Genomic DNA, 23,686 nt, shown 5'->3' with positions numbered 1-23,686 from the left:
CGGCGGCCGGGCACGGCGGACGCGGCGGGCAGCCGCGGCCTGCCCGCATCCTAGCACTCCGGCCGGCGCGCCGGGGGGTCGCGAACCGCGCATCGTCGTCCGTCCGTTCATCCGGCGCTCAGGGCCGCCGCAGGTCGAGCGTGAACGGGAATTCGCGGCTCGGCGCGGCGGCCGATGCCGTCATCCGTCCCGGTGTGTGTCCCATCTCGACGAAACGCGTGAGCCGGCGGCTCTCGGCCTCGTACGCATTGACCGGGAACGTCGCATAGTTGCGCCCGCCCGGATGCGTGACGTGATACCGGCAGCCGCCGAGCGAGCGCTGCAGCCACGTGTCGACGATGTCGAACGTGAGCGGCGCGTGCACGCCGATGGTCGGATGCAGCGCCGACGGCGGCGCCCACGCCTTGTAGCGCACGCCCGCGACATATTCGCCGACGGTGCCGGTCGGCTGCAGCGGCAGCGGGCGGCCGTTGACGGTCACGACGTGCCGGTTGTCGTTCAGCCCCGTCACGCGCACTTCGAGCCGTTCGACCGACGAATCGACGTAGCGCACCGTGCCGCCGGGCGCGCCCTCCTCGCCCATCACGTGCCACGGTTCCAGCGCACCGCGCAGCGACAGTTCCATCCCGTTCACCGCGATCTGGCCGAACAGCGGGAAGCGGAACTCGAAGTGCGGCGCGAACCACGCCGGATCGAACCCGAAGCCGGCGTCGCGCAGTTCGGCCAGCACGTCGTCGAAATCCATTTTCAGGAACGCGGGCAGCATGAAGCGATCGTGCAGCGCGGTGCCCCAGCGCGTGAGCGGCGTCGTGTACGGCGCGGCCCAGAAACGCGCGACCAGCGCGCGCAGCAGCAGTTGCTGCACGATGCTCATCCGCGCATGCGGCGGCATCTCGAACGCGCGCAGTTCGAGCAGGCCGAGCCGGCCGGTCGACGAATCGGGCGAATACAGCTTGTCGATGCAGAACTCGCTGCGGTGCGTGTTGCCGGTCACGTCGATCAGCAGGTTGCGCAACACGCGATCGACGAGCCACGGCGGCATGTCCTGCCCGTACAGCAGCTTGTTGCGCTGAATTTCCGCGAACGCGATGTCCAGCTCGTAGAGCTGGTCGTTGCGCGCCTCGTCGACGCGCGGCGCCTGGCTCGTCGGGCCGATGAACAACCCCGAGAACAGGTACGACAGCGACGGATGGTTGTGCCAGTAAGCGATCAGGCTCGCGAGCAGGTCCGGGCGGCGCAGGAACGGGCTGTCGGCCGGCGTCGCACCGCCAAGCACGAAGTGGTTGCCGCCGCCCGTGCCGACGTGCCGGCCGTCGACCATGAACTTCTCGCTGGACAGGCGCGACTGCCACGCGGCGTCGTACAGGAATTCGGTCTGCTCGACGAGTTCGTCGAAGCTCCGGGCCGGATGGATGTTCACCTCGATCACGCCGGGATCGGGCGTGACCTGCAGCAGCTTGAGCCGTGCATCGCGCGGCGGCGGATAGCCTTCGAGCACGAGCTTCACGCCGATTGCGTGCGCGGTCAACTCGATCGCCGCGAGCAGGTCGAGATAATCCTCGAGCGCGGCGAGCGGCGGCATGAACACGTACAGGATGCCTTTGCGCACTTCGGCGCACAGTGCGCTACGCGTGATCCACCCGGCGGATTCGAAGCGCTCGGGGCGGCGCTGCGGGTCCTGCAGGCCAGGCGCGTGCTGTCCGCCTGCGTCGCTGCCGTCGCCGCGCCACTGCATGACCGTTTGCGTGGGGGCTTCGCGATGCGCGCCGGCGAGATAGCGCGGCGCGTCGGCCGTGCCCACATGACGCGCACGGAACGCGGTCGCGTCCGGCAGCGCGGCGCGCGGCGCGAACGGATCGCGTTCGACCAGGTACGGATAGTCGGCGCCGGTGACCCACGGCAGCGAATCAAGCGGCAGCCGATAGCCCATCGGCGAATCGCCGGGCACGAGATACATCCGCTCGTCGCGGAAGAACCACGGGCCCGTCTGCCAGCGCGGACCGTCGAGGCCCGACCGATCGCGGCCCGACTCATCGTCCGCGCACTTGAGCGGCAGCACGTAGCCGACCACGCTGTCGAGCTGCTGGTCGAACACCTTGCGCAGCCGCGCGCGTTCGAGCTCGTCGTCGAGGCGCGAGTCGAACGGATCGACGTTGACGGGCAGCCGGCGCTCGCGCCACAGGTAGTACCAGACGTCCTCGTAGCCGGGCTGCACGAATTCGTGGGTCAGGCCGAGGCGCGCGGCCAGCGCGTCGATGAAGCGCTTCGCGTCGTCGGTCGTCAGCGCGGACGGCTCGCGCTCGTCGGCGAACAGCGACGGATCCTGCCACACGGGCTGACCGTCGGCCCGCCAGAAGATCGACAGCGCCCAGCGCGGCAACTGCTCGCCCGGATACCACTTGCCCTGCCCGAAATGCAGGAAGCCGCCTTCGCCGTATTCGGCGCGCAGCCGCTGCACGAGTTCGGTTGCGTAGCCGCGCTTGGTCGGGCCGAGCGCATCGGTGTTCCATTCGGCGCCGTCGCGATCGTCGATCGACACGAAGGTCGGCTCGCCGCCTTGCGTCAGCCGCACGTCGCCCGCCGTCAGCGCGCCATCCACCTGCGTGCCGAGCGTGCGCACGGCATCCCATTGCGACTCGGTATACGGCTTCGTCACGCGCGGCGATTCGTACACGCGCGTCACCGCCATCTCGTGCTCGAACGAGACCTCGCATTCGTCGATCAGCCCTTCGACCGGTGCGGCGCTGGTCGGCTGCGGCGTGCATGCGAGCGGAATATGCCCTTCGCCGGCGAGCAGGCCCGACGTCGGATCGAAGCCGATCCAGCCGGCGCCCGGCAGATAGACCTCGCACCAGGCGTGCAGGTCGGTGAAGTCGACCGACGTGCCGCTCGGGCCGTCGAGCGCCTTCACGTCGGGCGTGAGCTGGATCAGGTAGCCGGACGCGAAGCGCGCGGCGATACCGAGATGCCGGCACAGCTGCACGAGCAGCCATGCGCTGTCGCGGCACGACCCGGACCCGAGCTCGAGCGTCTGCTCGGGCGTCTGCACGCCCGGCTCCATGCGCACGAGATAGCCGATGTCGCGCTGCAGCTGCTGGTTCAGCGCAACGAGGAAGTTCGTGGTGCCGGCCGGCGTGCGGTCGACGCTGTCGAGATACGCGCGGAACCGCGGTGCCGCGCTCGTGGACGGATCGCACGCGAGGTACGGCGCGAGTTCGGTCTTCAGCGCATCGTCATAGCTGAACGGGTATTGCTCCGCGCTTGCTTCGAGAAAGAAGTCGAACGGGTTGTACACCGACATTTCGGCGACGAGATCGATGGTGATCTCGAAGAGTTCCGTGCGTTCCGGAAACACGAGCCGCGCGAGATAGTTCGAAAACGGGTCCTGCTGCCAGTTGATGAAGTGCTCGGCGGGCTCGACCGTCATCGAATACGCGATGATCGGCGTCCGGCAGTGCGGCGCGGGCCTCAGCCGCACGATCTGCGGCCCGAGGTTGACGGGCCGGTCGTAACGGTAGCGGGTGGTGTGATGCAGCGCGACGTGGATGGGCATGGGGGAGCCGCTCGGTTCGGGTTGGGCCGGCCGCGCGCGCCGCGTCGCCGTCACTGCGGCGGCACGGCACGACGGATTCGGCGAAGGGGCGCGTCAGACCAGTTCCGGCGACTGCACGACGCTGATCTCGACGCCGACGGCGCGCGCGCCGACTCCTGTCACCGGCTGCGCGTCGCGATGGTCGAGGCCGACCGCGATGCGCACGTAGCGCTCGTCCGGGCAGCGGTTCATGAACGGATCGAAGCCGACCCAGCCGAGCCCTTCGACATAGGCCTCGGCCCACGCGTGCCCTGCCGGCTGCTGCATCAGCGCGGCGGCCCGCGGCTGCGCGCCGAGCGCCGGCTGCTGCAGCCCCTGCGACTGCGACTGCGACTGTGACTGCCCCTGTGACTGCGACTGTGACTGCGCGGCATGCGACGCGCCGAGCGCCTGCTCCATGCCCTCGCTGCTCTGCAGCGCAAGCGATTCCTCCTCGTCTTCGTCGGCGACGCTCTGCTTCGCGTCGGCGATGCGCTGCATCGCGCTGTCGGCGAGCACGTAGCCCGAGATATAGCGCGCGGGAATCTTCAGCACGCGCGCGGCCGCGATGAACGCATGCGCATGGTCGCGGCTCGTGCCCTCGCCGTTTTGCAACGCGGTTTCGGCGTCGACCGGCGCGTCGGCCAGGTTCGGCGCGTACGCGATGCGATCGTGCACTTCCGTCATCAGCCAGTGCAGCGCATCGAGGCTGTGCGGCTCGATCGGCAGCGCCTGCGCGAGCTCGCGCACGGTGTCGCCGGCCTTCGTGAGCGCGGTCTCGCGCTCGAAAATCCACGGCGGCGCATAGCCCTCGGGGTTGCCGAGAATGCCCGCACGGTCCTGCGTCTCGACGACGCCGGCCGCGACCACGACGATCTCGTTCCGCGCGCCGGGGTCGTGGCGCACGAGGTCGATCCGGTTGCCGAAGCCGTCCGCATAGGACAGCGTCGGCTCGACGCCGTCGATCGTGACCTGCCACGCGCGCACCGTCTGCCCGGGCCCCGATTGCGGGCGCAGCCGCAGCCGTTGCAGCGCGTGGGTGGCTTGATCGTCGAACTTATAACGCGAGATGTGTCGGATGGCGAGTCGCATGGCAAGTCTCAGTCGAAGTTGTAGGCCTGGGCGATATCGGCCCCGAGGCTGTTGTTGCGGCCGATGAAGTCGGTCAGGAACTCGTGCAGGCCGCTCTTGAAGATCCGCTCGACCGAGGTGTCGGACAGCATCTGCAGGATCTTCGCGGCCGTGTCGTGACACGGGTGTGTCACGCCGTAATCCTTCGCGAGCAGGTTCAGGCTCGACACGACGCGCCCGTAGCAATAGCGCAGCGAACGCGGCATGCGGCCGTTCAGGATCAGGTAGTCGGCGATGTTCATCGGCTTGTACTGCACGTCGTACACCCAGCGGTACGACCGGTGCGCGGCCACGCAGCGCAGGATCGTCTCCCACTGGTAGTTGTCGAGGATCGTGCCGACGTGCGACACCGACGGCAGCAGCAGGTGATATTTCACGTCGATGATCCGCGCGGTGTTGTCCGCGCGCTCGACGAACGCGCCGATCTGCGCGAAATCGAAGATCTCGTTGCGCAGCATCGTGCTGTAGAAGCTGCCGAGGATCAGCGCGGTTTCCCGCTTCACTTCGTCGAGCACCGCCGGCAGCCCGCTCTCCGGCACCGGCTGCGCGAGCGCGCGGCGCAGCGCGAGCCACGCGCCGTTCACGCTTTCCCACGCCTCGCGCGTGAGTGCCGTACGCACCATCCGCGCGTTCGAGCGCGCGGCCTCGATGCACGACAGCACGCTCGACGGGTTGTCGCGATCGCGCAGCAGGTAGTCGGTCACGGTATCGGCGGCATACGCGTCGTACTTCTGACGATAGCCGTCGTCCGCGCCCGAGCTGACCAGCACCGACGACCATTCGGCCGGCGCGTCGGACGTGCGCGTGAGCGCCATCCGCAGCCCGGCATCGACGATGCGCGCGATGTTCTCCGCGCGCTCGATATAGCGGTACATCCAGTAGAGACCGCTCGCAGTTCGTCCCAGAAGCATCTCGTGTCCACTCCGTCTTCGTTCGGTTCGCGCGCCGGCTGCGGCGCGCGCGGTCGTGCCCGGCTCAGTCGGCCAGCACCCAGGTGTCCTTGGTGCCGCCGCCCTGGCTCGAGTTGACGACGAGCGATCCTTCCTGCAGCGCGACGCGCGTGAGCCCGCCCGGCGTGATGCGGATCCGGTCCGACACCAGCACGAACGGCCGCAGGTCGACGTGACGCGGCGCGAGGCCGGCTTCGGTCAGGATCGGTGTCGTGGACAACGCCAGCGTGGGTTGCGCGATGTAGTTCGCGGGCCGCGCGCGCAGCTTCGCGGAGAACGCCTCGAGTTCGGCCTTCGACGCGCACGGCCCGACCAGCATCCCGTAGCCACCCGAGCCGTGCACTTCCTTCACGACCAGTTCGTCCAGATGGTCGAGCACGTATTTCAGGCTGTCGGCCTCGCCGCAGCGCCAGGTTGGCACGTTCTCCAGCAACGCCTTGCGGCCGGTGTAGAACTCGACGATCTCCGGCATGTACGAGTAGATCGCCTTGTCGTCGGCGATGCCGGTGCCCGGCGCGTTCGCGATCGTGATGTTGCCGGCGCGGTAGACATCCATGATCCCGGCCACGCCGAGCACCGAGTCGGGGCGGAACGTGAGCGGATCGAGGAACGCGTCGTCGACGCGGCGGTACAGCACGTCGATCTGCCGGAAGCCTTCGGTCGTGCGCATCGCGACGCGGCCGTCGACCACCTGCAGGTCGCTGCCCTCGACGAGGTGCACGCCCATCTGGTCGGCGAGGAACGAATGTTCGTAGTACGCGGAATTGTGGATGCCGGGCGTGAGCACGGCGATGGTCGGGTTGTCGGCGTTGCCGCCCGGCGGGCACACGGCCGCGAGCGATTGCCGCAGCATCTGCGGATAGGTTTCGACCGGGCGCACCTTGACCTGCTGGAACAGCTCCGGAAAGAGCTGCATCATCGTTTCGCGGTTTTCCAGCATGTACGACACGCCCGACGGCGTGCGCGCGTTGTCCTCCAGCACGTAGAACGCGTTTTCGCTGGTGCGCACGATGTCGACGCCGATGATGTGCGTGTAAACGTTCCCGGGCGGCCGGAAATCGATCATCTCCGGGATGAACGCCTCATTGTGCGCGATCAGGTGCTTCGGCACGATGCCCGCGCGGACGATTTCCTGGCGGTGGTAGATGTCGTCGAGGAACGCGTTGAGCGCCATCACGCGCTGCTCGATGCCGAGCGACAGCCGGCTCCATTCCGCGCCCGAAATGATCCGCGGCACGATGTCGAACGGAATCAGCCGCTCGGCGGCCTGCGCGTCGCCGTACACGGCGAACGTGATGCCCGTCCTGCGGAACACCCCTTCGGCGTCGTGGGCCTTCTGGGCGAGGCTTGCTGGGTTCTGCGTGTCGAGCCACTGCTTGAGGCGCGCGTAAGGCGCTCTCACCATGTCGCCGGATTGCAGCATTTCATCGAACGGTTTCATCGAATTGTTCTCCATCGTTCTCCCCGGCATTGCGCATGCCGGACCGGCGTACTCACTTCTTTGCAAGGAACGTGCCTTGCGCTATCCGCTCGATTCCCCCCTTTTGGCGCCGCAGCGCGCACGGTCGTGTGCCATGACGCACCACGACGGTGCAGCGACGGCTCTCTCCGCCGCATCGACGCGCCGCGATCGCGCGCGCCTGTCGAACATAGTTCCCCCGCGTGTCACGAATGTGCAATCTGCACTGCACCAAATCTGCGCCCGTGCCGACCGTGCCATCGTGGCAAATGGTGCCCTGCACCACCCGCCCTGGCCCTGGGCGCCCTGATCCCCGCCCCCCGTTCGCCGATCAGGATGGCACGGCGCCGGGTCGTCGCAACCGATCGCGGGAAAGCGGGCCGGCCACGCAACCTGCGCGGCCGGCCCTGGGGAAGTACCGTCTGCGGCCGCACCAGCGTTCGACGCGGTGAACTAACTGGTTAGCCGGGTCCGGCGCCTCAAACTTATGCAGCCGTAATGCCGCCGACAATGCTCATGCATATTTCGACTGACACCGATCGAAAAAAAACATCGGCTGCCGGCGCGCGAGGCGCGGTAGGCTAGAAGGTTCGTGCAGCGAAACGGCGCCGCCGCCCCTGTGGGCGCCCGACCATAACAAGCGAAGATCGAAATGGAAGCGAAGTGGCTGGAAGATTTCCTGAGCCTTGCGGATACCAAGAGCTTTTCCCGGGCCGCGCGTCATCGGCACCTCACGCAGTCGGCGTTCAGCAGACGAATCGCCGCGCTCGAAACGTGGATGGACGCGAAGCTGGTCGACCGCAGCATCAACCCCATCACGCTGACGCCGGCCGGGCAGATGTTCCGCGGGCTGGCCGCGGACATCCTGCGCAGCATGTATGCGGCACGCAACCTCGTGAACGGCTACGACCAGTTCGCGGCAAGCGACCAGGTCGTGCGCTTCGCGGTCGCGCATACGCTCGTGTTCACGCTGTTCCCCGAATGGCTCAAGCAGTTGAACGGCGAAGTCGGCCATGTGACGGCGCGTGTCAATGCGGTGAACGTGCCCGAAGGCGTGCAGCAACTGGTCGAAGGTGAGTGCGACCTGCTGCTCGGCTATCACCATCCGCAACTGCCGATCGTGCTCGATCCGAATCATTTCCCGTTCGTCACGCTCGGCGTCGAACGGATCCTGCCGGTGTCGACGCCCGACGCGCGCGGCAGGCCGGTATTCGAACTGCCGGGCACGCCGGACGCGCCGCTGCCGCTGCTCGCGTATTCGTCGGGCGCGTTCCTCGGGAACGTCGTCGAGATGCTGCTGCTGAACGCGTCGGAATCGTATGCGCTGCACCGGTGCTTCGAGACGCACATGTCCGAGGCGCTCAAGGGGATGGTCGTGGCCGGGCACGGGATTGGCTGGCTGCCGGAAAGCTGCGTGGCGAAGGAACTCGCGGAAGGTTCACTCGTGCGTGCGGGCTCGGCGGACTGGATCACCGAGCTCGAGATCCGCCTGTACCGGTCCGCGCGCAAGCGCGGGCTCGCGGCCGAACAGCTGTGGACCTACATCATGAACCGGCCGCGCGCCGCGGCCGATGGCCCGATCGCGGCCGAGCCGGCCGCACCGGCCGTGCGCATGGCGCGCCGCAGCGTCGGCGGCAGCCGATAACACCCTTCCCCGTCCCTCATCGCCTGACTCGCCGGCGCACGATGCGCGGATAACCGCGTGTCGCGCCGTCATTCAAACGGCGCACGGCGAGCATTTTCCGGTCCTGCCCGGGGTTTTGATGCGAATATCGCGTGCTAGATCAAGCGCGTAAAACACGCCAAACGTTTGCGAGTCCGGGCCGTATTTCTTTCTATCAGAAATATCTGATCCTGAATAACTTGCCGATTTCAACAGCGGAAATAACCTGTTACAGAACAAAATAAAAGTTTCGATTTGCATCGCACGACAATTCGCGCGAAAGCCGTCGCACCCTCTTTTTCGTTTTCTACAATCTGTGTGTCGATGTCATCGCGATACCTCGCATACAGAGGCAACACTTCCTTTTATCAGTCGTTATTTTTCGGCAAGAATTCCGGTACCTCTTACGTCGTAAGTTTCCCGACAGGTCATTGCTACCGCTGAGCAAATTTCATGTCCGGCAATATCGCCTTTATTCTGTTGATAGGCATTCGTCGAATAAATTCGAATCCTATTTAAATAAGACATTTTAAACGGTGTGCCGTTCGGGCTACACACAATTGTTTGTTCCAAACCCATCGTGTATCAATATCATGTCGCAAAAGCACGCAGATAATTTCGACTCGGAATAAATGCGTTGTCATCGATTCCGGATGGAGGTTGCAATGTCTTCCTCGTCGTATAAACAGCATGCTCGCCCGCTCCTCGGCATCGTCGTATTCGCGCTGTGCATCCATGCCGTGGCCCAGGGCCAGACCCAAACCGAGATGCCTGCGTCCGGCGCGGGCTCGGAGCGATACGTGATTTCGTACATCTGCGGTGATGCACGAATCGACGGGACGGCGCCGCTCCCCCCCGACGGCCGTCCGTACAACCTCGGTGTGTCATTCGTGGCGGGCAGCACCGGGCAACCGCTATCCAACGTGCAGGTACGGCTGCGGCGACACGGCCGCGTGCTGGTGGAGTTCAAGGCCACGGGGCCGCGCTGTCTGTTCAGCGTGCCCGAGGCCAGTTACCGGGTCGAAGGCACCTATGAGGGGGCGACGCAGTTCGCGATCGTCGAAACGGGTGCGCTCACCACGCAGTTGAAATGGTGAACCCGCGCCTGAATCCGCGTGCGGACAGCGCGCGATCGCGCCATTCACCACCATCCACCGCCATCCACCGAAACGAGGAGCATGGAATGACTCGCGCAGAACGACCGGACGACTCGCCGGTCCGTCAGCCGAAACCCTCCTGGGGCCCGGGCAAGAGTGCGGCACTCAGCATCGTTGCGTTTGCCACGATCTTCGGTGCGTTCGCGTATGTCGAGCGCGACGCGGGTGTGGGCAAAGCATCCCACACAACCGTGGCGCACGACATCGCTGGTGTGATCGGCACCGCCGTCGACAAATATAGCCACACCGTCGTGACCGCGACGGACGCCGCTTCCGGCGCCTCCGCGCCCGCCGGCGTGGCAACGGCCGTCGCACAGGCCGCACCGGTTACGTCGTCCGCACCGGCCGCGCCGGCTACGGCGCCTCCACCGGCCGCGCCCGTGATGTCGGCGGCGGCCGAACCGACCGTGCCACCGCAAACGACGGCCCACTCCCCCGCGAAACACACGCGTCGTGCGCATGGACACTCCACGACGCTCGCGGCCAACGGGTACGCCGCATCGGCAAGCACGCGCACCGCGCGCTCGACCGACGCGCACCGGACGTCACGTTCGCAGACGCTGGCGCGCACGAAAAAACCCACCGACCCCGAGCCGAGAATTCAGCCGCATTCGTATATAGCGGACTCGGCGCACATGGAGGCCACCAGCGTGACACGCGAGGAGATGGAAGGCGCCCGCGCGCTGGCGAAGGCGCGCTCATGCGCACAGATGGACGAATGGAACTGCGTGGAGCACAACGCGAGCCGGGCACTCGCGATCGACCCGAAGAACAGCGAATCGCGCGCGCTGCTTGGACAAGCGATCCGCAACCGCCTGTGAACCGGCCGGATGCTGCCGGGCCTCGCCACCCGGCAGCGTGATGGTCGGCGACGAGCATCGTCGGGCATGCAACCGATGTGAACGATTCGAAGAGAGGACATACCGTGGCTAACAATCGTAAACAACAATGCACCACCGTCGCTCCGTCCAACCGGCGGATCCTCCTGCATGCGCCATTGCTGTTGCTGCTCCTCGCGTCCGGCCCCTGCTTCGCCGCCGAAGGCGACGCGGAAGCGGGCCGCGCGCGCGAAATCACCGGGACCAATGGCACGCGGGACGCGCTGCCGCCCGACATGCAGCCAACGGGGGCGCCGATGCAGGTCGCCCAGGGTTCGGGCACGCTGCCCCCTCATGCGCCGACGCCGATCGCGCAGGCGTCGGACGCGTCGATGCAGATCGCTCAGGCATCGAATACGCCGACCACGGTCGTGGTGGAGCCGGAAGCGCCGCAATCGAGCGCCCCGGCGCCTGACGCGCAGTCACCGGTCGCGCAAACGCCGGACGCGCTGATGCAGCTGGCGCAGGCGTCCGACACCGCACCGCCGGATACACCGGCGCCGGTCGCGCAGACACCGGACGCGCCGATGCCGCCAGCCCAGGCCGCCGACAGCGCGCCGCCGAATACGCCGGCACCGATCGCACTGACGCCGGACGCGCCGATGCCGCCTGCCCAGGCCGCCGACACCGCACCGCCGAATGCGCCGGCACCGATCGCGCTGACGCCGGACGCGCCGATGCCGCCTGCCCAGGCCGCCAGCACCCAACCGCCCGATACACCAGCGCCGACCGCCTCGACGCCATCCGAACCCTCTGCATCCGCACAAGCCGCGACTACCGCGCCGCCGAATGCGTCGACGCAAACGGCTCAGGCATCCGGCACGCCGATGCCGAACTCGCCCGCGCCCGTGACGCAAATGCCGGGCGCGCAATTGCCGTCGTCCCAAGGGCCAAGTTCACAGACGCCCGGCGCCCAGCTACCCGGCGAATCCCTACAACGATCGCAGGGGCCTGACGTCGAAACGCCGAACGCGCAGGCGCCGGATCTCCGTACAGCCGACGTCGAGACCGTGCGCAAGGACGTGTTCGGCCTCGCGGCGAGCGGCGGCGCGGTCAAGGCGCTCGACGAAGCGAAAATGCGGCCCGATGCGTTCTCCGCCGTCGACATCGCGCAACTGGAAGAACTGTCGATTCGCCAGCAGGTGCGCGGCGGACGCGACAAGTCGCGCTCGATGACGAGTTCGGACCGCTTCGACGGACTCGACAACGCGCTGCGCGCGGCCGACGACCTCGACCAGCGGATGCCGGCCACACCCGAATACACGCCGGTCAGGACGGCGCTCGCGGGCGACCGCACGATCGCCCTTGCGGCACGCGGCGACATGACGAAGGCCGTCGCGACGTTCGAGACCATCCCGCCCGACGCGGAGATCTCGATCGACGCGCTGGCGGCCGTCGGCGACGCCTACCTGTACCTGAGCGAACCGGGCAAGGCGAATGCCGTGTACCAGCGTGCGCTGAATCAGGCGACCGCGTCGCCGACGGACCGCGCGACCCGCGGCTTCCAGTACGGTGCGCGCACGCGCGCCATCGAACTGCGCGAAGGGCTGTTCTGGTCGTACGTCGACCAGGCCCGCGCGGCGGACGCGAAGCAGGTGCTCGACGACATGGGCAAGTCGTTGCCGCCGGCCACGGAGGTGCGCAACTACGGCCCGGGGGAAAGCGACTATCTGCGCTACTACCGGCTGCGCGCGCAATACCTGATCTTCACGGGTCACCCCGACGAAGGGATCGCCGCGCTCGAACAACTCGAGAAGGAGGTGCCGTTCAACGCGGAGGTTCGCGCCGCGCACGCCGATGCGGTGTCGGGCCAGTCGCATCCGCGCCAGGCAATCTCGATGTATCGCGCGTCGCTGGCCGACCACCCGGACAGCGTCGAGATGCTGGCGGGCCTGGGCCGCGCGTCGCTCACGGCGGACGACTACGCAACTGCGAAGACCGTCGACCAGACCCTGGACAATACATTCCCCGACAGCGGCGCCGTGCGCAGCTTCAAGCGCGACTACAAGGCCTACCGCAGCCCCATCTTCACGACCGACCTGAGCTTCGAGCACGGCAACAGCGCGCTGGCCGACAACAGCTTCACGTCCGACAGCTACATCTATTCGCAACCGTTCGGCGACAACTGGCGGGTCTTCTCGCACACGTTCTTCGGCCACGCGCAAACCGACAACGGCAGCATCAGCCGCACCCGCACGGGCATCGGCGGCGACTACCGGCACGGGCCGCTCACGGTCCTCGGCGAAGTCACGCGCTCGTTCGGCGGGGACGGCCGAACCGGCGGCCGCGGGACGATCGCCTACGCGCTGAACGACTACTGGACCGTCTCCGGCGGGCTCGACAGCAATGACAACTCGCTGCCGTGGAAGGCGTATGCCGCGCACATCTGGGGCCGCTCCGCGAACGCGTCGGTCGTGTATCGCCAGAACGACCGGCGCGAGGTCAAGCTGAGCTACGGCGTGAGCCGCTACAGCGATTCGAACCTGCACCAGGAGATCACGGCGACGGCCACGCAGCGCGTGTACACGGCCGCCAACCAGCTCGTCAACGTATCGCTGGATCTCGGCACCGGCAGCAACACGCGCCAGGACGCACCCTACTTCAGCCCGGGCCGCGACTATACGGCCGCGGCGACCGTGATGCACCAGCTGACGTTGTGGAAGAAAGGCGACATGGGGCTGCAGCAGCGCATCTCGGTGTCGGGCGGCGCTTACAACGAGCGCGGATTCGGCACCAGTGCGCTGTGGAGCGCGCGGCTCGAGCACGCGTGGACGTTCAAGCATGACATCACGCTGAGCTACGGCGTCGAAGTCAGCAGCCACGCGTACGACGGCGAGCGCGAGCGCTCCGAAACCGGCTTCCTGTCGCTCAACCTGCCGTTCTAACAAGGAGATCGTACGATGCAATCCAGACGGACCTTCATGTGCGGATGCATGGGCGCATTTGCCGCCTGCTCGCTGTTCCCGGGCGTGACCAATGCCAAGATGATCGACCTGCTGCCGCCGTCCGACCCGGCCGACGGCAAGACGTTTCGCGTGATCTGCCTGCATGACGTGCGTGACAACCTGATGGCGTCGTTCAACTCCCCGTCGGCGATCGTCGATCCGTTCGCGGTCGATACCGGCACGCTGACCGCGATCTTCTCGTGGCTGCAGACCAACAACTACCACACCATCACGGTCAAGCAGATCGAGGCGTCGCGGCACGGCGGCAAGCCGCTGCCGCCGCGCTCGGTGCTGCTCACGTTCGACGACGGCTTTCGCAGCCACTACACGAAGGTGCTGCCGCTGCTCGAGCGCTTCAAGTATCCGGCCGTGATGGGCATCGTCACCGCGTGGATCGATATGCCGCCGGATACGCCGATCCGCATCAGCGACAAGGTGCAGGTGCCGCGCGACTACTTCCTGTCGTGGGACGAGGTGAAGAAGCTCGGCCAGTCGCCCTTCGTCGAGCTCGGTTGCCACACTCACAACCTCCATCACGGCGCGATCGCGAATCCGCAAGGCAACGAGTTGCCCGCGACCACCTCGCACCTCTACCTGCAGGACCAGAAGCGCTATGAAACCGACGCCGAATTCGAAGCGCGCGTGCACAACGACCTCCAGACATGCCTGCGGCAGATCCGCGAACACACCGGCATCGTCGCACGCTCGATGGTGTGGCCATACGGCGCGGAAAACCAGCCCGTGCGCAAGATATCGACGTCGCTCGGCATGGACATCCAGTTCAGCCTCGACGCCGGTCCGAATACGCCGGACGTGCCGCTGGACCGGTTGAGACGGATCCTGATGATGTACGACGTCGACATCGGCGGATTCGAGCGCTCGATGCGCGAACCGGCGTCCAACCGCGGTGACGTCGACGTGCCCGAGCGCACCGTGCAGGTCGATCTCGACCAGGTCTACGATCCGGATCCCGCTCGGCAGGAAGCGAATCTCGGCAAGCTGATCGAACGCATCTACCGGATGCAGCCGAAATCGGTGTACCTGCAGGCGTATGCGGATCCGAAAGGCACCGGTGTGGCCGAAGCAGTGTATTTCCCGAACCGGCACCTGCCGATGCGCGCCGACCTGTTCTCGCGCGCCGCGTGGCAGCTCAACACACGCGCCAACGTGCAGGTGTACGCATGGATGCCGGTGCTCGCCTTCCGGCCGCCGGCGGACAAGCAGCGCGGGATCGAGGCCGTGAGCGCATACGGCGGCGCGCCGGCCCGCGAGAACGGCACGCGCGTGTTCCGGCTGAGCCCGTTCGATCCGGAAGCGCGGCTGATGATCCAGCAGATCTACGAGGATCTCTCCAAGCACGCGTCGTTCAGCGGCATCCTGTTCAGCGACGACGCCGTGCTCGACGACTACGAGGATGCGGGCAAGCACGCGCTGCGCATCTATTCGCAGTGGGGGCTGCCGGCCGATATCGGCAAGATCCGCGAGAACCCCGACCTGATGAAGCGCTGGACGCGCCAGAAGTCGCGCTACCTGATCGACCTGACCCGCCAGCTCTCGCAGATCGTGCTGGCCCACCAGAATGCGGGCGACGTGCTGACCGCACGCAACATCTTCGCGATGCCGGTGCTCAAGCCCGAATCAGAAGCGTGGTACGCGCAAAACTACGACGATTTCCTCGCGACCTACGACTACGTCGCGCTGATGGCGATGCCGTACATGGAACAGGCGAAGGATCCCGAAGGCTGGCTCGACCAGCTCGTGCAGGCCGTCCATGCGAAGCAGCGTGGGCTGGAGCGCACCGTGTTCGAACTGCAGTCGTACGACTGGCGCGCGCACAAGGACGTGCCGGCGGGCACGCTGCTTGCGCAAATGCGGCGGCTGCGCAGCAAGGGCGCGGTGAATTTCGGCTACTACCCCGACAACTTCCTGAACGGCCAGCCGCAACTCGAAGCGATGCGCGACGTGATGTCGCTGAAGTCCCGCCTCGACCAGAACTCGATCAACGCGCTGATGCAGATGCAGCATCCGCAGGGAACCAAGACGCCATGAACACCCATAGCATCATCCAGCGCCTGCAGGACTTCGTCTTCTACTATCCGTTCTTCATGTCGTATCTATGGATGATCGGCGGCGTCGTTCACTACTTCCTGCTCGAGGAGGGCCGCGAGCTGTCGACGCGCACGATCGCGTCGAGCGGCATCCCGAAGATCTCGATCGTCGTGCCGTGCTTCAACGAAGCGGCGAACGCGCGCAGCGTGATCCGGCACCTGAACGAGATGGACTACCCGAACTACGACATCATCGCGGTCAACGACGGCAGCCAGGACCGCACCGGCGAGATCCTCAACGAGCTGGCCGTCGAGATCCCGCGGCTGCTCGTGATCCATCATGCGCGCAACGAGGGCAAGGCGGTCGGGCTCACGACCGCGGCCGCGGTATCGAACGCCGAATACCTGCTCTGCATCGACGGCGACGCCCTGCTCGCGCACGACGCGATCGGCTGGATGCTCGAGCATTTCCTGACCGATCCGGGCGTCGGCGCGGTCACCGGCAATCCGCGAATCCGCACGCGCACGTCGCTGCTCGGGCGCATGCAGGTCGGCGAATTCTCGTCGATCGTGGGGCTGATCAAGCGCACGCAGCAGGTGTACGGCCGCATCTTCACGGTGTCGGGCGTGATCACGATGTTCCGCAAGACCGCGCTCGCCGATGTCGGCTACTGGAGCTCGGACATGCTGACCGAGGACATCGACATCAGCTGGAAGCTGCAGTGCCGCGACTGGCGCGTCGTGTACGAGCCGCACGCACTCAGCTGGATCCTGATGCCCGAGACGGTCAGGGGGCTCTACCGTCAGCGGCTGCGCTGGGCGAAGGGCGGCATCCAGGTGCTGATGAAGTACGCGGGTACGCTCACGCGGCCGACGCAGATGATGATGTGGCCGCTGTTCATCGAGTACCTGATCGGCATCGCGTGGGCGTACTCGATGTCGTTCATCCTGCTGCTCGCGCTGATCAACGTCGTCTACCCGCTTCCGCCGAGCTGGCATGTGTCCGTGGTGCCGCACTGGCACGGGATGCTGCTGGTGGCGACCTGCATCCTGCAGCTGATTATCGGCAGCATGATCGATCGTCGTTACGACGAAAAACTCCTGATGTACTTCCTTGACACTATCTGGTACCCCGTCGCGTTCTGGTTGATCAGCATGGTCACCACCGTCGTCGCCCTGCCCGCCGTCGTACTGCGGGGCCGCGGCAAGCGCGCCGTTTGGGTCAGTCCCGACCGAGGCATTCAACATGAAGAACGCGCCGATTATTGACCTTTCCCTGCGCGCCCCGCGCGAACTGATCGCCGAGCGCGGCGGCATCGTCGGACCCGTGCTCGTCGCGTGGTTCCGCCTCATGCGGCCCGCGCTGGTGGGTGGGGTCTGGGCATCGATCTGCATCTATACCTACCGCTACCTGCTGCCGTTCAACGAGGCCGAGATGCCGATCGAACAGATCGTGTTCTATGTGACGAGCATCGCGCTGATCGCCGGCACGATCGTCATGTGGCTGATCGCGGGGCGCGTCGTGCATCCGCTCGCATACCGGTGGCGCGTGTCGAAGATGCTGCGGCGCTCGGCCAGCGTGAAGGTACGCTCGGTCCCGACCGCGCTCGCGGGCGCCCGCCGGCGCGGCGCACGACGCACGACGCGCATTCTCGTCGCGTCGCACGACGCGAACGGCTCGATCTCGGGCATCGAATGGGTCGCGCACGCAGGGCCACAACACCGCGAATAGGTCAGCGGAGACGTGCCGCGCCGCGCGCGACGCATGCCGCGCGGCGCGACACCGCTCCTGATAGCGTGCTGCCGCGCGTCGCGCGCGCCAGCCGGCAACTCCCCTGTAGACGAGGTGAATCATGTGCGGAATCGTCGGAGCAAGCGGTCTGAAGAATCAAGTGCCGCAACTGGTCAATGCACTGAGCCGGCTCGAGTATCGCGGCTACGATTCATGCGGCATCGCCGTGCTGCGTGACGGCCACCTGCGCAGCGAACGCACGCTGCGGCGCGTGGCGGACCTGCAGCACCGCGTGCTGACGCTCGGTCTCGAAGCGCAGACCTGCATCGCGCACACGCGCTGGGCGACACACGGCGCGCCGTCGGAAGTCAACGCGCACCCGATCATGTCGGGCGACACGATCGCGGTCGTGCACAACGGGATCATCGAAAACCATGACGCACTGCGCGCCGAACTGCGGCAGCGCGGCTATACGTTTCGCGGAGAAACCGACACCGAGGTGATCGCGCACCTGATCCACAGCGTCTATCGCGACGACCTGTTCGATGCCGTCATCCGCGCGGTCAAGCGGCTGCACGGCGCGTATGCGATCGCCGTGCTGAGCGCGCTCGAACCGCAGCGGCTCGTCGCCGCGCGCGCCGGCTCGCCGCTCGTGATCGGCATCGGCGCGGACCAGAACTATCTGGCGTCCGACTGCGCGGCGCTCGGCGACCTGACCGACCGCTTCGTCTACCTGGAAGACGGCGACGTCGCGCTGATCACGCCGGATCGCATCGACGTCGTCGATTCGGTCGGGTGCGAAGCCAAGCGTCCGCTGTGCGAGGTCAAGGCGCGCGACGACGACGCCGCGCTCGGCCCGTACCAGCACTTCATGCAGAAGGAGATCTTCGAGCAGCCGAAGGCGATCGCCAGCACGATCGACGGCATCGACGCGATCTCGCCCGCGCTGTTCGGCGGCGACGAAACCGCGCGAGCGATGTTGTCGAAGACCCGCAGTGTGCTGCTGCTCGGCTGCGGCACCAGCTACTACGCGGGCCTGACGGCGAAATACTGGCTCGAGGGTATCGCGGGCATCCCGGCACAGGTCGAGATCGCGAGTGAATACCGCTATCGCGATACCGTGCCTGATCCGCGCACGCTGGTCGTCGGCATCTCGCAGTCCGGCGAGACCGCCGACACGATCGGCGCGCTCGAGCGCGCGCGCGGGATGGGCCAGGACATGTCGATGGCGATCTGCAATGTAGCGACCAGCTCGATCGCGCGCAGCGCGCCGCTCTGCTTCCTGACACGTGCCGGCATCGAGCTCGGCGTCGCGTCGACCAAGGCGTTCACGACGCAGCTCGTCGCACTGTTCCTGCTGACGCTGACGCTCGCGCAGCAGCGCGGCCGGCTCGACGCCGCGCAGGTCGCGATGCACCTGAAGAAGCTGCACGAACTGCCGGAGCGTATCGCCCACGCTCTCGCGCTGGAAACGCAGATCATGGGCTGGGCCGCGAAGTTCGCGCGCACCGAGAACGCGCTGTTCCTCGGGCGCGGGATTCACTATCCGATCGCGCTGGAAGGCGCGCTGAAGCTCAAGGAAGTGTCGTACATCCATGCGGAAGGCTATCCGGCCGGCGAACTGAAGCATGGCCCGCTCGCGCTCGTCACGAGCGCGATGCCGGTCGTCACGATCGCGCCGGACGACCGCCTGTTCCAGAAGCTGAAGTCCAACATGGCGGAAGTGCGCGCCCGCGGCGGACGGCTGTACGTGCTCGCGGGTCATCAGCTCGAGATCGATGCCGATCGTGATACGCACCTGATCCGCGTGCGCGAATCGGGCGATGCGCTGTCGCCGATCGTCAACGTGATTCCGTTGCAACTGCTCGCGTATCACGTCGGCTGCGCGCGCGGCGCCGACGTCGACAAGCCGCGCAACCTCGCGAAATCGGTCACCGTCGAATGAGGGAGCGGCCGGACGTGGCGCACGCGTTCACCCTGCGCGCGCGCGCGGCCCGGCGTGCCGCCGCATGGCGCGTCGCGGCCGCTCTGTGCGGCGCATGCGTTGCCGCCGCCGCGCCGTCGTACACGTGCGCGGGCGCGCCGGTCGTGCATACGGTCACCGTGCAGGAGGCTTCGGCGCCGCAGGAACGCGGCGACGCGCGGCGCTTCATGCACGGAATCGGCGTGGCCGACGCCGGCGACGGCCGGCGCTGGGTGTTCTTCAGCAGCTCGGGCATCGCGCCGCGCGGCGCGCTGCGCAACGGCAACTGGCCGCATGACGTGTATGTCGGCGAATGGCTGCCGGGCAAGCCGGGCCTGCTGCGCGTCCATACGTTCATCAGCCGCCCGGAAGCACAGGAACCCGTGTCGATCGCGCAGAACCCGCGCGGCGACATTTTCGTCACGTTCGAGGACGGCTGGGACACGCCGGAGACGGTCAGCCAGCGATACGGCATCTACCGGCGCGACCTGAAGCCGATCAAGCCCTACCCGAACGACGTCGAAGCGGGCGGCCACTCGGGGCACGTCGCCGCGGTCGGCGAACGCTTCGTCGTGTTCTATTCCGCCGACTGGATCGACGGCGGCGGCGTCGACAATCTCGGCACCGGCAACGGCGTCTACGTGAAAACCTACGATGCCGAAGGACACGTGCTGAACCATGTGGCTGTCGCCCCGCACCGCCGCGAGTGGTGGCCCATGGTCGCGGGCTCGCCGCGCCGCGCGCTGCTGGTCTGGCAGAAATACATCGAAGGCAGCACGGACGCGACGCTCGAATACGCGATGTTCGATCCGGTCACGGCCAAGCTCGACAAGCTCGGGGTGCTGAACGACGCGATCCAGTACTACGTGTATTCGTCGGCCTACGTGCCGGCGGTCGATCGCTTCGTCGTCGTCACGACGACCGCGGACAATCGCGGCGTCGCGATGCTGATCGACCCGGACGGCCGCCGCGTCGCCACGCTCGACTGCCTGCCGGCGTCGGTGCGGGAGTCCGGGATCGGCGTCGACGGCACGCATGCGTACGTGCCGACCCGCGACGGGCGGCTGCTGACGCTGGCGCTTTCGCCCACGAGCATGTCGGTGAGCGGCGTACAGCGTTCGCCGATTCCGTGGGGCTCGACCGGCATCGCCGGGTTCCCGGCACGCGGCGGGGCGATGCATTTCGTGTCGCTGACACCGTCCGGCACGCGCGAAGCCGATTTCGACACGGCGCGGAACACGCCGCTGCCGAAGGCCGACACGCAGTGTCCGACGCATTGACGACGACGCGCGTTGATCCGGATCGACGCGATTCACCGATGCCTTTGCACCGCCGCCCCAATCGCGCGGTGCGATTCCTGCGCACGCATCCGGCGATCGGGTAGCCGGACACGCCGCCGTCGGCCGGCCCGATCCCGGTCACGCCCTGCTCCCGCGCCGCAGTCGCCAGCGCCGCCCTTAACCGCTAGACTGTCGCCCGATTCCTTCCATCGGCCGCGGCACTCGCCCCTTCTGCCGCCGCCGCAACGCCCCTTCCACGGAGTACGAATGCTGAAGCGCCGGTGGTTTTCGCTGTTGCTGCTGACGGTGTGCCTGATCGCCACGCGCGCGTCCGCCCAAGGTGCGCTCGAACTCGACACCGACGGCACGCCGCGCGTCCTGACGCGCCAGGCGCTGCTCGCGCGCGCCGACGCGACGGACATCCATGTGCCACGCGACATTGCGTATGGTCGACCGATGACGTTCCGCGCGGTGCCGTTCGCCGCGCTGCTCGGCGACACGCCGCCAGCCGCCGACGGCGTGCTCGAGACGCGCGCGGCCGATGGTTTCGCCGCGCAATTGCCGCTGGATCTCGCGCGCCGCCGTGCGCCGGCCGGCGCCGTCGCGTGGCTCGCGATCGAGGATCCCGCGCACCCGTGGCCGAAGCTGCCGGGCAAGCAGGTCAGCGCGGGGCCGTTCTATCTCGTGTGGCTCGGGCCGGACGCGTCGTCGGTGCGCGGCGAGCAGTGGCCGTATCAGATCGTGCGCATCACGGTGGAATCGTCGCCGCTCGCGCGCTGGCCGTCGCTCGCCGTCGAATCGGCGCTGCCGGCGAACGATCCGGCCCGCGCGGGCCAGCGGCTGTTCGTCACGCAATGCCTCGCGTGCCACCGCCTCGACGGCGCGGGCAGCAGCCAGGCCGGCCCCGACCTGAACGCGCCGATGAATCCGGTCGACTACTTCCAGCCCGCCGCGCTGCGCCGCTACATCCGCGATCCGGCATCGGTGCGCGACTGGCCGGGCCGCGTGATGCCGGCGTTCCCGCCCGAGCAACTGAGCGACCGGGAACTCGACCAGATCGTCGCCTACCTCGCGTACATGGCGCGGCGCAAGGCCGGCAAGTAAGCCGCGCCGGTCAAGCGCCCGCTTCCTGCGCGCTGTGCAGCACCGCGCGCAGCAGCACGTCCGCCCCCGCCGTCGACCATTCCGGCGTGATCGCCTCGGCCTCGTTGTGGCTCAGCCCGTCGACGCACGGCACGAAGATCATGCCGGTCGGCGCGACGCGCGCGACATAGCACGCATCGTGGCCCGCGCCGGACACGATGTCCATGTGCGACAGCCCCAGCGCCTGCGCCGCGTCGCGCACCGCGTCGATGCAGCGCGGCGCGAACGGCACCGGCGGATACGTGAAGATCTGCTCGATCCGCGCGCCGAGCCCGGCATCGGCCGCCACGCGCGCCAGTTCCGCACGCAGCGCCGCATCGAGTTCGTCGAGCACCGCATCGTCGGGATGGCGGAATTCGACCGTGAAGAAGCAGTTGCCCGGCACCGTGTTGCGCGAATTCGGCCGCGCCTCGATCATCCCGACCGTCGCGCGCGCGTGCGGCGCATGGCGCCGGCCGAGCGCATCGACGAATGCGATCATCCGCGCGGCGCCCACCAGCGTGTCGCGCCGGAACTCCATCGGCGTCGTGCCCGCGTGCGCGTCGACGCCCGTCAGCGTCACCTCGTACCAGCGCTGCCCCTGACCGGCCGTCACGACGCCGATCGTCTTGCCCGCGCGCTCGAGAATCGCGCCCTGTTCGATATGCAGTTCGTAGGCGGCATGCACCGGATAGCCGCCGACGGGTTCGGTGCCCGCATAGCCGATCCGCGCGAGTTCCTCGCCGATCGTCTTGCCGGCGCCGTCGGTGCGCGACAGCCCGTATTCGAGCGGATAGACGCCCGAGAACACGCCGGCCGAGATCATCGCCGGCGCGAAACGCGAGCCTTCCTCGTTGGTCCAGATCACGACGTCGATCGGGCGCTCGGTCTCGATGTCCGCATCGTTCAGCGCGCGCACGACCTCGAGGCCGCCGAGCACGCCGTAGATGCCGTCGTAGCGGCCGCCGGTCGGCTGCGAATCGGCGTGCGAGCCCGTCATCACCGGCGCGGCGTCGGGATTGCGGCCCGCGCGGCGCGCGAACACGTTGCCCATCCGATCCACCCGCACCGTGCAGCCGGCGTCGCGCGCCCACTGCACGAACAGGTCGCGCGACTCGCGGTCGAGATCGGTCAGCGCAAGACGGCAGACACCACCCTTCGGCGTCGCGCCGATCTGCGCCATCCGTTCGAGCGATGCCCACAGCCGCGCGCCATCGACACGCGGTGCGCGTGCGAGGTCGTCATGCATTGCCGGCCTCCGCTCCGTCGTCACGCGGCGCGGCCTGCAGCGCATAGCGGAAATCGCAGCGCTTGCCGCCCTGCATGATCGTGCTCGTGCGCGTGAGCGCGATGCGCGGATCGTAACCCTCGATGAAGTAGCTGTCGCGCGCGCAGCTCAGCAGGTGGCCGATCTCGCCGAGCCCCATCGCGTGATACATCTCCGCATAGCTGCAGCGATGCACGTCGTAGTCGTAGTGCGCGTCGTCGGCGCGGCGCACCTCGACGTCGAGCGCGTCGTCCTTCTCCCACAGCACCTGCAGCGCAATGAACGACTGCACACTCGTGCCGTCGGGCTCTTGCGCGGCGAACGTGCGGCCCGCGTCGACGGCCGCGCCGCGCACGGCTTCCGCGATGACGGCCTGCGCGCGCTCGGTGCCGAATTCGCGCTTCATGATCTCGTAGATCGGCTTGATGATTTCCGCTTCGATGCGGCGCCGCGCGAGGATGCCGAGGCGCGTGTCCTCGGGTGCCGCCGCGGCTGCATGGGTCTTGTCGGTCATGGGAAA

General features: G+C 67.4%; 16 protein-coding genes. 10 read left to right on the top strand and 6 right to left on the bottom strand.

Annotation, left to right across the window (positions count from 1 at the left end; genetic code table 11):
• Window positions 1-118: 118 nt before the first annotated feature.
• The 4 genes from F3J14_RS14850 to F3J14_RS14835 form a co-directional block, all read right to left on the bottom strand.
• Entirely contained in the window at window positions 119-3,553 is a 3,435-nt protein-coding gene (locus F3J14_RS14850; RefSeq protein ID WP_166723637.1) for a transglutaminase family protein, read from the bottom strand.
• Between the two features lie 93 nt (window positions 3,554-3,646).
• The gene (locus F3J14_RS14845) at window positions 3,647-4,663 is read right to left on the bottom strand and encodes a transglutaminase family protein (RefSeq protein ID WP_166723636.1); all 1,017 of its coding nucleotides are present in this window, start codon (window positions 4,661-4,663) and stop codon (window positions 3,647-3,649) included.
• 8 nt (window positions 4,664-4,671) lie between these two features.
• Window positions 4,672-5,613: an alpha-E domain-containing protein gene (locus F3J14_RS14840; RefSeq protein ID WP_166723635.1), complete on the bottom strand. Its 942-nt coding sequence runs from the start codon at window positions 5,611-5,613 to the stop codon at window positions 4,672-4,674.
• A gap of 64 nt (window positions 5,614-5,677) precedes the next feature.
• Window positions 5,678-7,093 carry a circularly permuted type 2 ATP-grasp protein gene (locus tag F3J14_RS14835; RefSeq protein WP_166723634.1) on the bottom strand — a complete coding sequence of 472 codons (1,416 nt, stop codon included), beginning with the start codon at window positions 7,091-7,093 and terminating at the stop codon, window positions 5,678-5,680.
• Window positions 7,094-7,763: 670 nt separating this feature from the next.
• Here F3J14_RS14835 and F3J14_RS14830 point away from each other — a divergent pair.
• From F3J14_RS14830 to F3J14_RS14785, 10 genes are all read left to right on the top strand, one after another.
• Window positions 7,764-8,756 (top strand): LysR substrate-binding domain-containing protein, encoded by a 993-nt coding sequence (locus F3J14_RS14830; RefSeq protein WP_166723633.1) that lies wholly within the window; start codon window positions 7,764-7,766, stop codon window positions 8,754-8,756.
• Window positions 8,757-9,439: 683 nt separating this feature from the next.
• A complete protein-coding gene (locus F3J14_RS14825; protein WP_166723632.1) occupies window positions 9,440-9,871 on the top strand; it encodes a hypothetical protein in 432 nt (143 codons plus the stop codon).
• A gap of 86 nt (window positions 9,872-9,957) precedes the next feature.
• Window positions 9,958-10,752 (top strand): hypothetical protein, encoded by a 795-nt coding sequence (locus F3J14_RS14820; RefSeq protein ID WP_166723638.1) that lies wholly within the window; start codon window positions 9,958-9,960, stop codon window positions 10,750-10,752.
• Window positions 10,753-10,856: 104 nt separating this feature from the next.
• Window positions 10,857-13,694, top strand: coding sequence for a poly-beta-1,6 N-acetyl-D-glucosamine export porin PgaA (pgaA, locus tag F3J14_RS14815; protein WP_166723631.1), 2,838 nt, complete (start codon window positions 10,857-10,859; stop codon window positions 13,692-13,694).
• 15 nt (window positions 13,695-13,709) lie between these two features.
• Window positions 13,710-15,803 (top strand): poly-beta-1,6-N-acetyl-D-glucosamine N-deacetylase PgaB, encoded by a 2,094-nt coding sequence (gene pgaB / locus F3J14_RS14810; protein ID WP_166723630.1) that lies wholly within the window; start codon window positions 13,710-13,712, stop codon window positions 15,801-15,803.
• Window positions 15,800-17,071 (top strand): poly-beta-1,6-N-acetyl-D-glucosamine synthase, encoded by a 1,272-nt coding sequence (pgaC, locus tag F3J14_RS14805; protein ID WP_166723629.1) that lies wholly within the window; start codon window positions 15,800-15,802, stop codon window positions 17,069-17,071. Before pgaB ends, pgaC begins: the two co-directional genes overlap by 4 nt.
• Window positions 17,049-17,534, top strand: coding sequence for a Biofilm PGA synthesis auxiliary protein PgaD (locus F3J14_RS14800; protein WP_166723628.1), 486 nt, complete (start codon window positions 17,049-17,051; stop codon window positions 17,532-17,534). The genes pgaC and F3J14_RS14800 overlap by 23 nt, the downstream gene beginning before the upstream one ends.
• A 121-nt stretch (window positions 17,535-17,655) precedes the next feature.
• Complete coding sequence (gene glmS / locus F3J14_RS14795) at window positions 17,656-19,479, top strand: glutamine--fructose-6-phosphate transaminase (isomerizing) (RefSeq protein WP_166723627.1); 1,824 nt, start codon at window positions 17,656-17,658, stop codon at window positions 19,477-19,479.
• The gene (locus F3J14_RS14790; RefSeq protein ID WP_166723626.1) at window positions 19,476-20,777 is read left to right on the top strand and encodes a hypothetical protein; all 1,302 of its coding nucleotides are present in this window, start codon (window positions 19,476-19,478) and stop codon (window positions 20,775-20,777) included. Before glmS ends, F3J14_RS14790 begins: the two co-directional genes overlap by 4 nt.
• A gap of 267 nt (window positions 20,778-21,044) precedes the next feature.
• Window positions 21,045-21,881, top strand: coding sequence for a cytochrome c (locus tag F3J14_RS14785; protein WP_166723625.1), 837 nt, complete (start codon window positions 21,045-21,047; stop codon window positions 21,879-21,881).
• Between the two features lie 10 nt (window positions 21,882-21,891).
• On the opposite strand, the gene F3J14_RS14780 is transcribed toward F3J14_RS14785, so the two are convergent.
• Both F3J14_RS14780 and F3J14_RS14775 read right to left on the bottom strand, forming a co-directional pair.
• Window positions 21,892-23,148, bottom strand: coding sequence for a Zn-dependent hydrolase (locus F3J14_RS14780; protein ID WP_166723624.1), 1,257 nt, complete (start codon window positions 23,146-23,148; stop codon window positions 21,892-21,894).
• Window positions 23,141-23,680: an L-2-amino-thiazoline-4-carboxylic acid hydrolase gene (locus F3J14_RS14775; RefSeq protein WP_166723623.1), complete on the bottom strand. Its 540-nt coding sequence runs from the start codon at window positions 23,678-23,680 to the stop codon at window positions 23,141-23,143. Before F3J14_RS14775 ends, F3J14_RS14780 begins: the two co-directional genes overlap by 8 nt.
• Window positions 23,681-23,686 lie beyond the last annotated feature (6 nt).

This window comes from Burkholderia sp. Tr-862, assembly GCF_011753085.1.
GTDB classification, from domain to species: domain Bacteria; phylum Pseudomonadota; class Gammaproteobacteria; order Burkholderiales; family Burkholderiaceae; genus Burkholderia; species Burkholderia ambifaria.
The sequence above is the reverse complement of the archived record's forward strand: the minus strand, read 5'-3'. Positions and strand labels throughout refer to the sequence as shown.

Coding starts and splice junctions, on each gene's coding strand:
- F3J14_RS14850 (WP_166723637.1), bottom strand. CDS start 3,553: ATGCCCATCCACGTCGCGCTGCATCACACCACCCGCTACCGTTACGAC.
- F3J14_RS14845 (WP_166723636.1), bottom strand. CDS start 4,663: ATGCGACTCGCCATCCGACACATCTCGCGTTATAAGTTCGACGATCAA.
- F3J14_RS14840 (WP_166723635.1), bottom strand. CDS start 5,613: ATGCTTCTGGGACGAACTGCGAGCGGTCTCTACTGGATGTACCGCTAT.
- F3J14_RS14835 (WP_166723634.1), bottom strand. CDS start 7,093: ATGAAACCGTTCGATGAAATGCTGCAATCCGGCGACATGGTGAGAGCG.
- F3J14_RS14830 (WP_166723633.1), top strand. CDS start 7,764: ATGGAAGCGAAGTGGCTGGAAGATTTCCTGAGCCTTGCGGATACCAAG.
- F3J14_RS14825 (WP_166723632.1), top strand. CDS start 9,440: ATGTCTTCCTCGTCGTATAAACAGCATGCTCGCCCGCTCCTCGGCATC.
- F3J14_RS14820 (WP_166723638.1), top strand. CDS start 9,958: ATGACTCGCGCAGAACGACCGGACGACTCGCCGGTCCGTCAGCCGAAA.
- pgaB (WP_166723630.1), top strand. CDS start 13,710: ATGCAATCCAGACGGACCTTCATGTGCGGATGCATGGGCGCATTTGCC.
- pgaC (WP_166723629.1), top strand. CDS start 15,800: ATGAACACCCATAGCATCATCCAGCGCCTGCAGGACTTCGTCTTCTAC.
- F3J14_RS14800 (WP_166723628.1), top strand. CDS start 17,049: ATGAAGAACGCGCCGATTATTGACCTTTCCCTGCGCGCCCCGCGCGAA.
- glmS (WP_166723627.1), top strand. CDS start 17,656: ATGTGCGGAATCGTCGGAGCAAGCGGTCTGAAGAATCAAGTGCCGCAA.
- F3J14_RS14790 (WP_166723626.1), top strand. CDS start 19,476: ATGAGGGAGCGGCCGGACGTGGCGCACGCGTTCACCCTGCGCGCGCGC.
- F3J14_RS14785 (WP_166723625.1), top strand. CDS start 21,045: ATGCTGAAGCGCCGGTGGTTTTCGCTGTTGCTGCTGACGGTGTGCCTG.
- F3J14_RS14780 (WP_166723624.1), bottom strand. CDS start 23,148: ATGCATGACGACCTCGCACGCGCACCGCGTGTCGATGGCGCGCGGCTG.
- F3J14_RS14775 (WP_166723623.1), bottom strand. CDS start 23,680: ATGACCGACAAGACCCATGCAGCCGCGGCGGCACCCGAGGACACGCGC.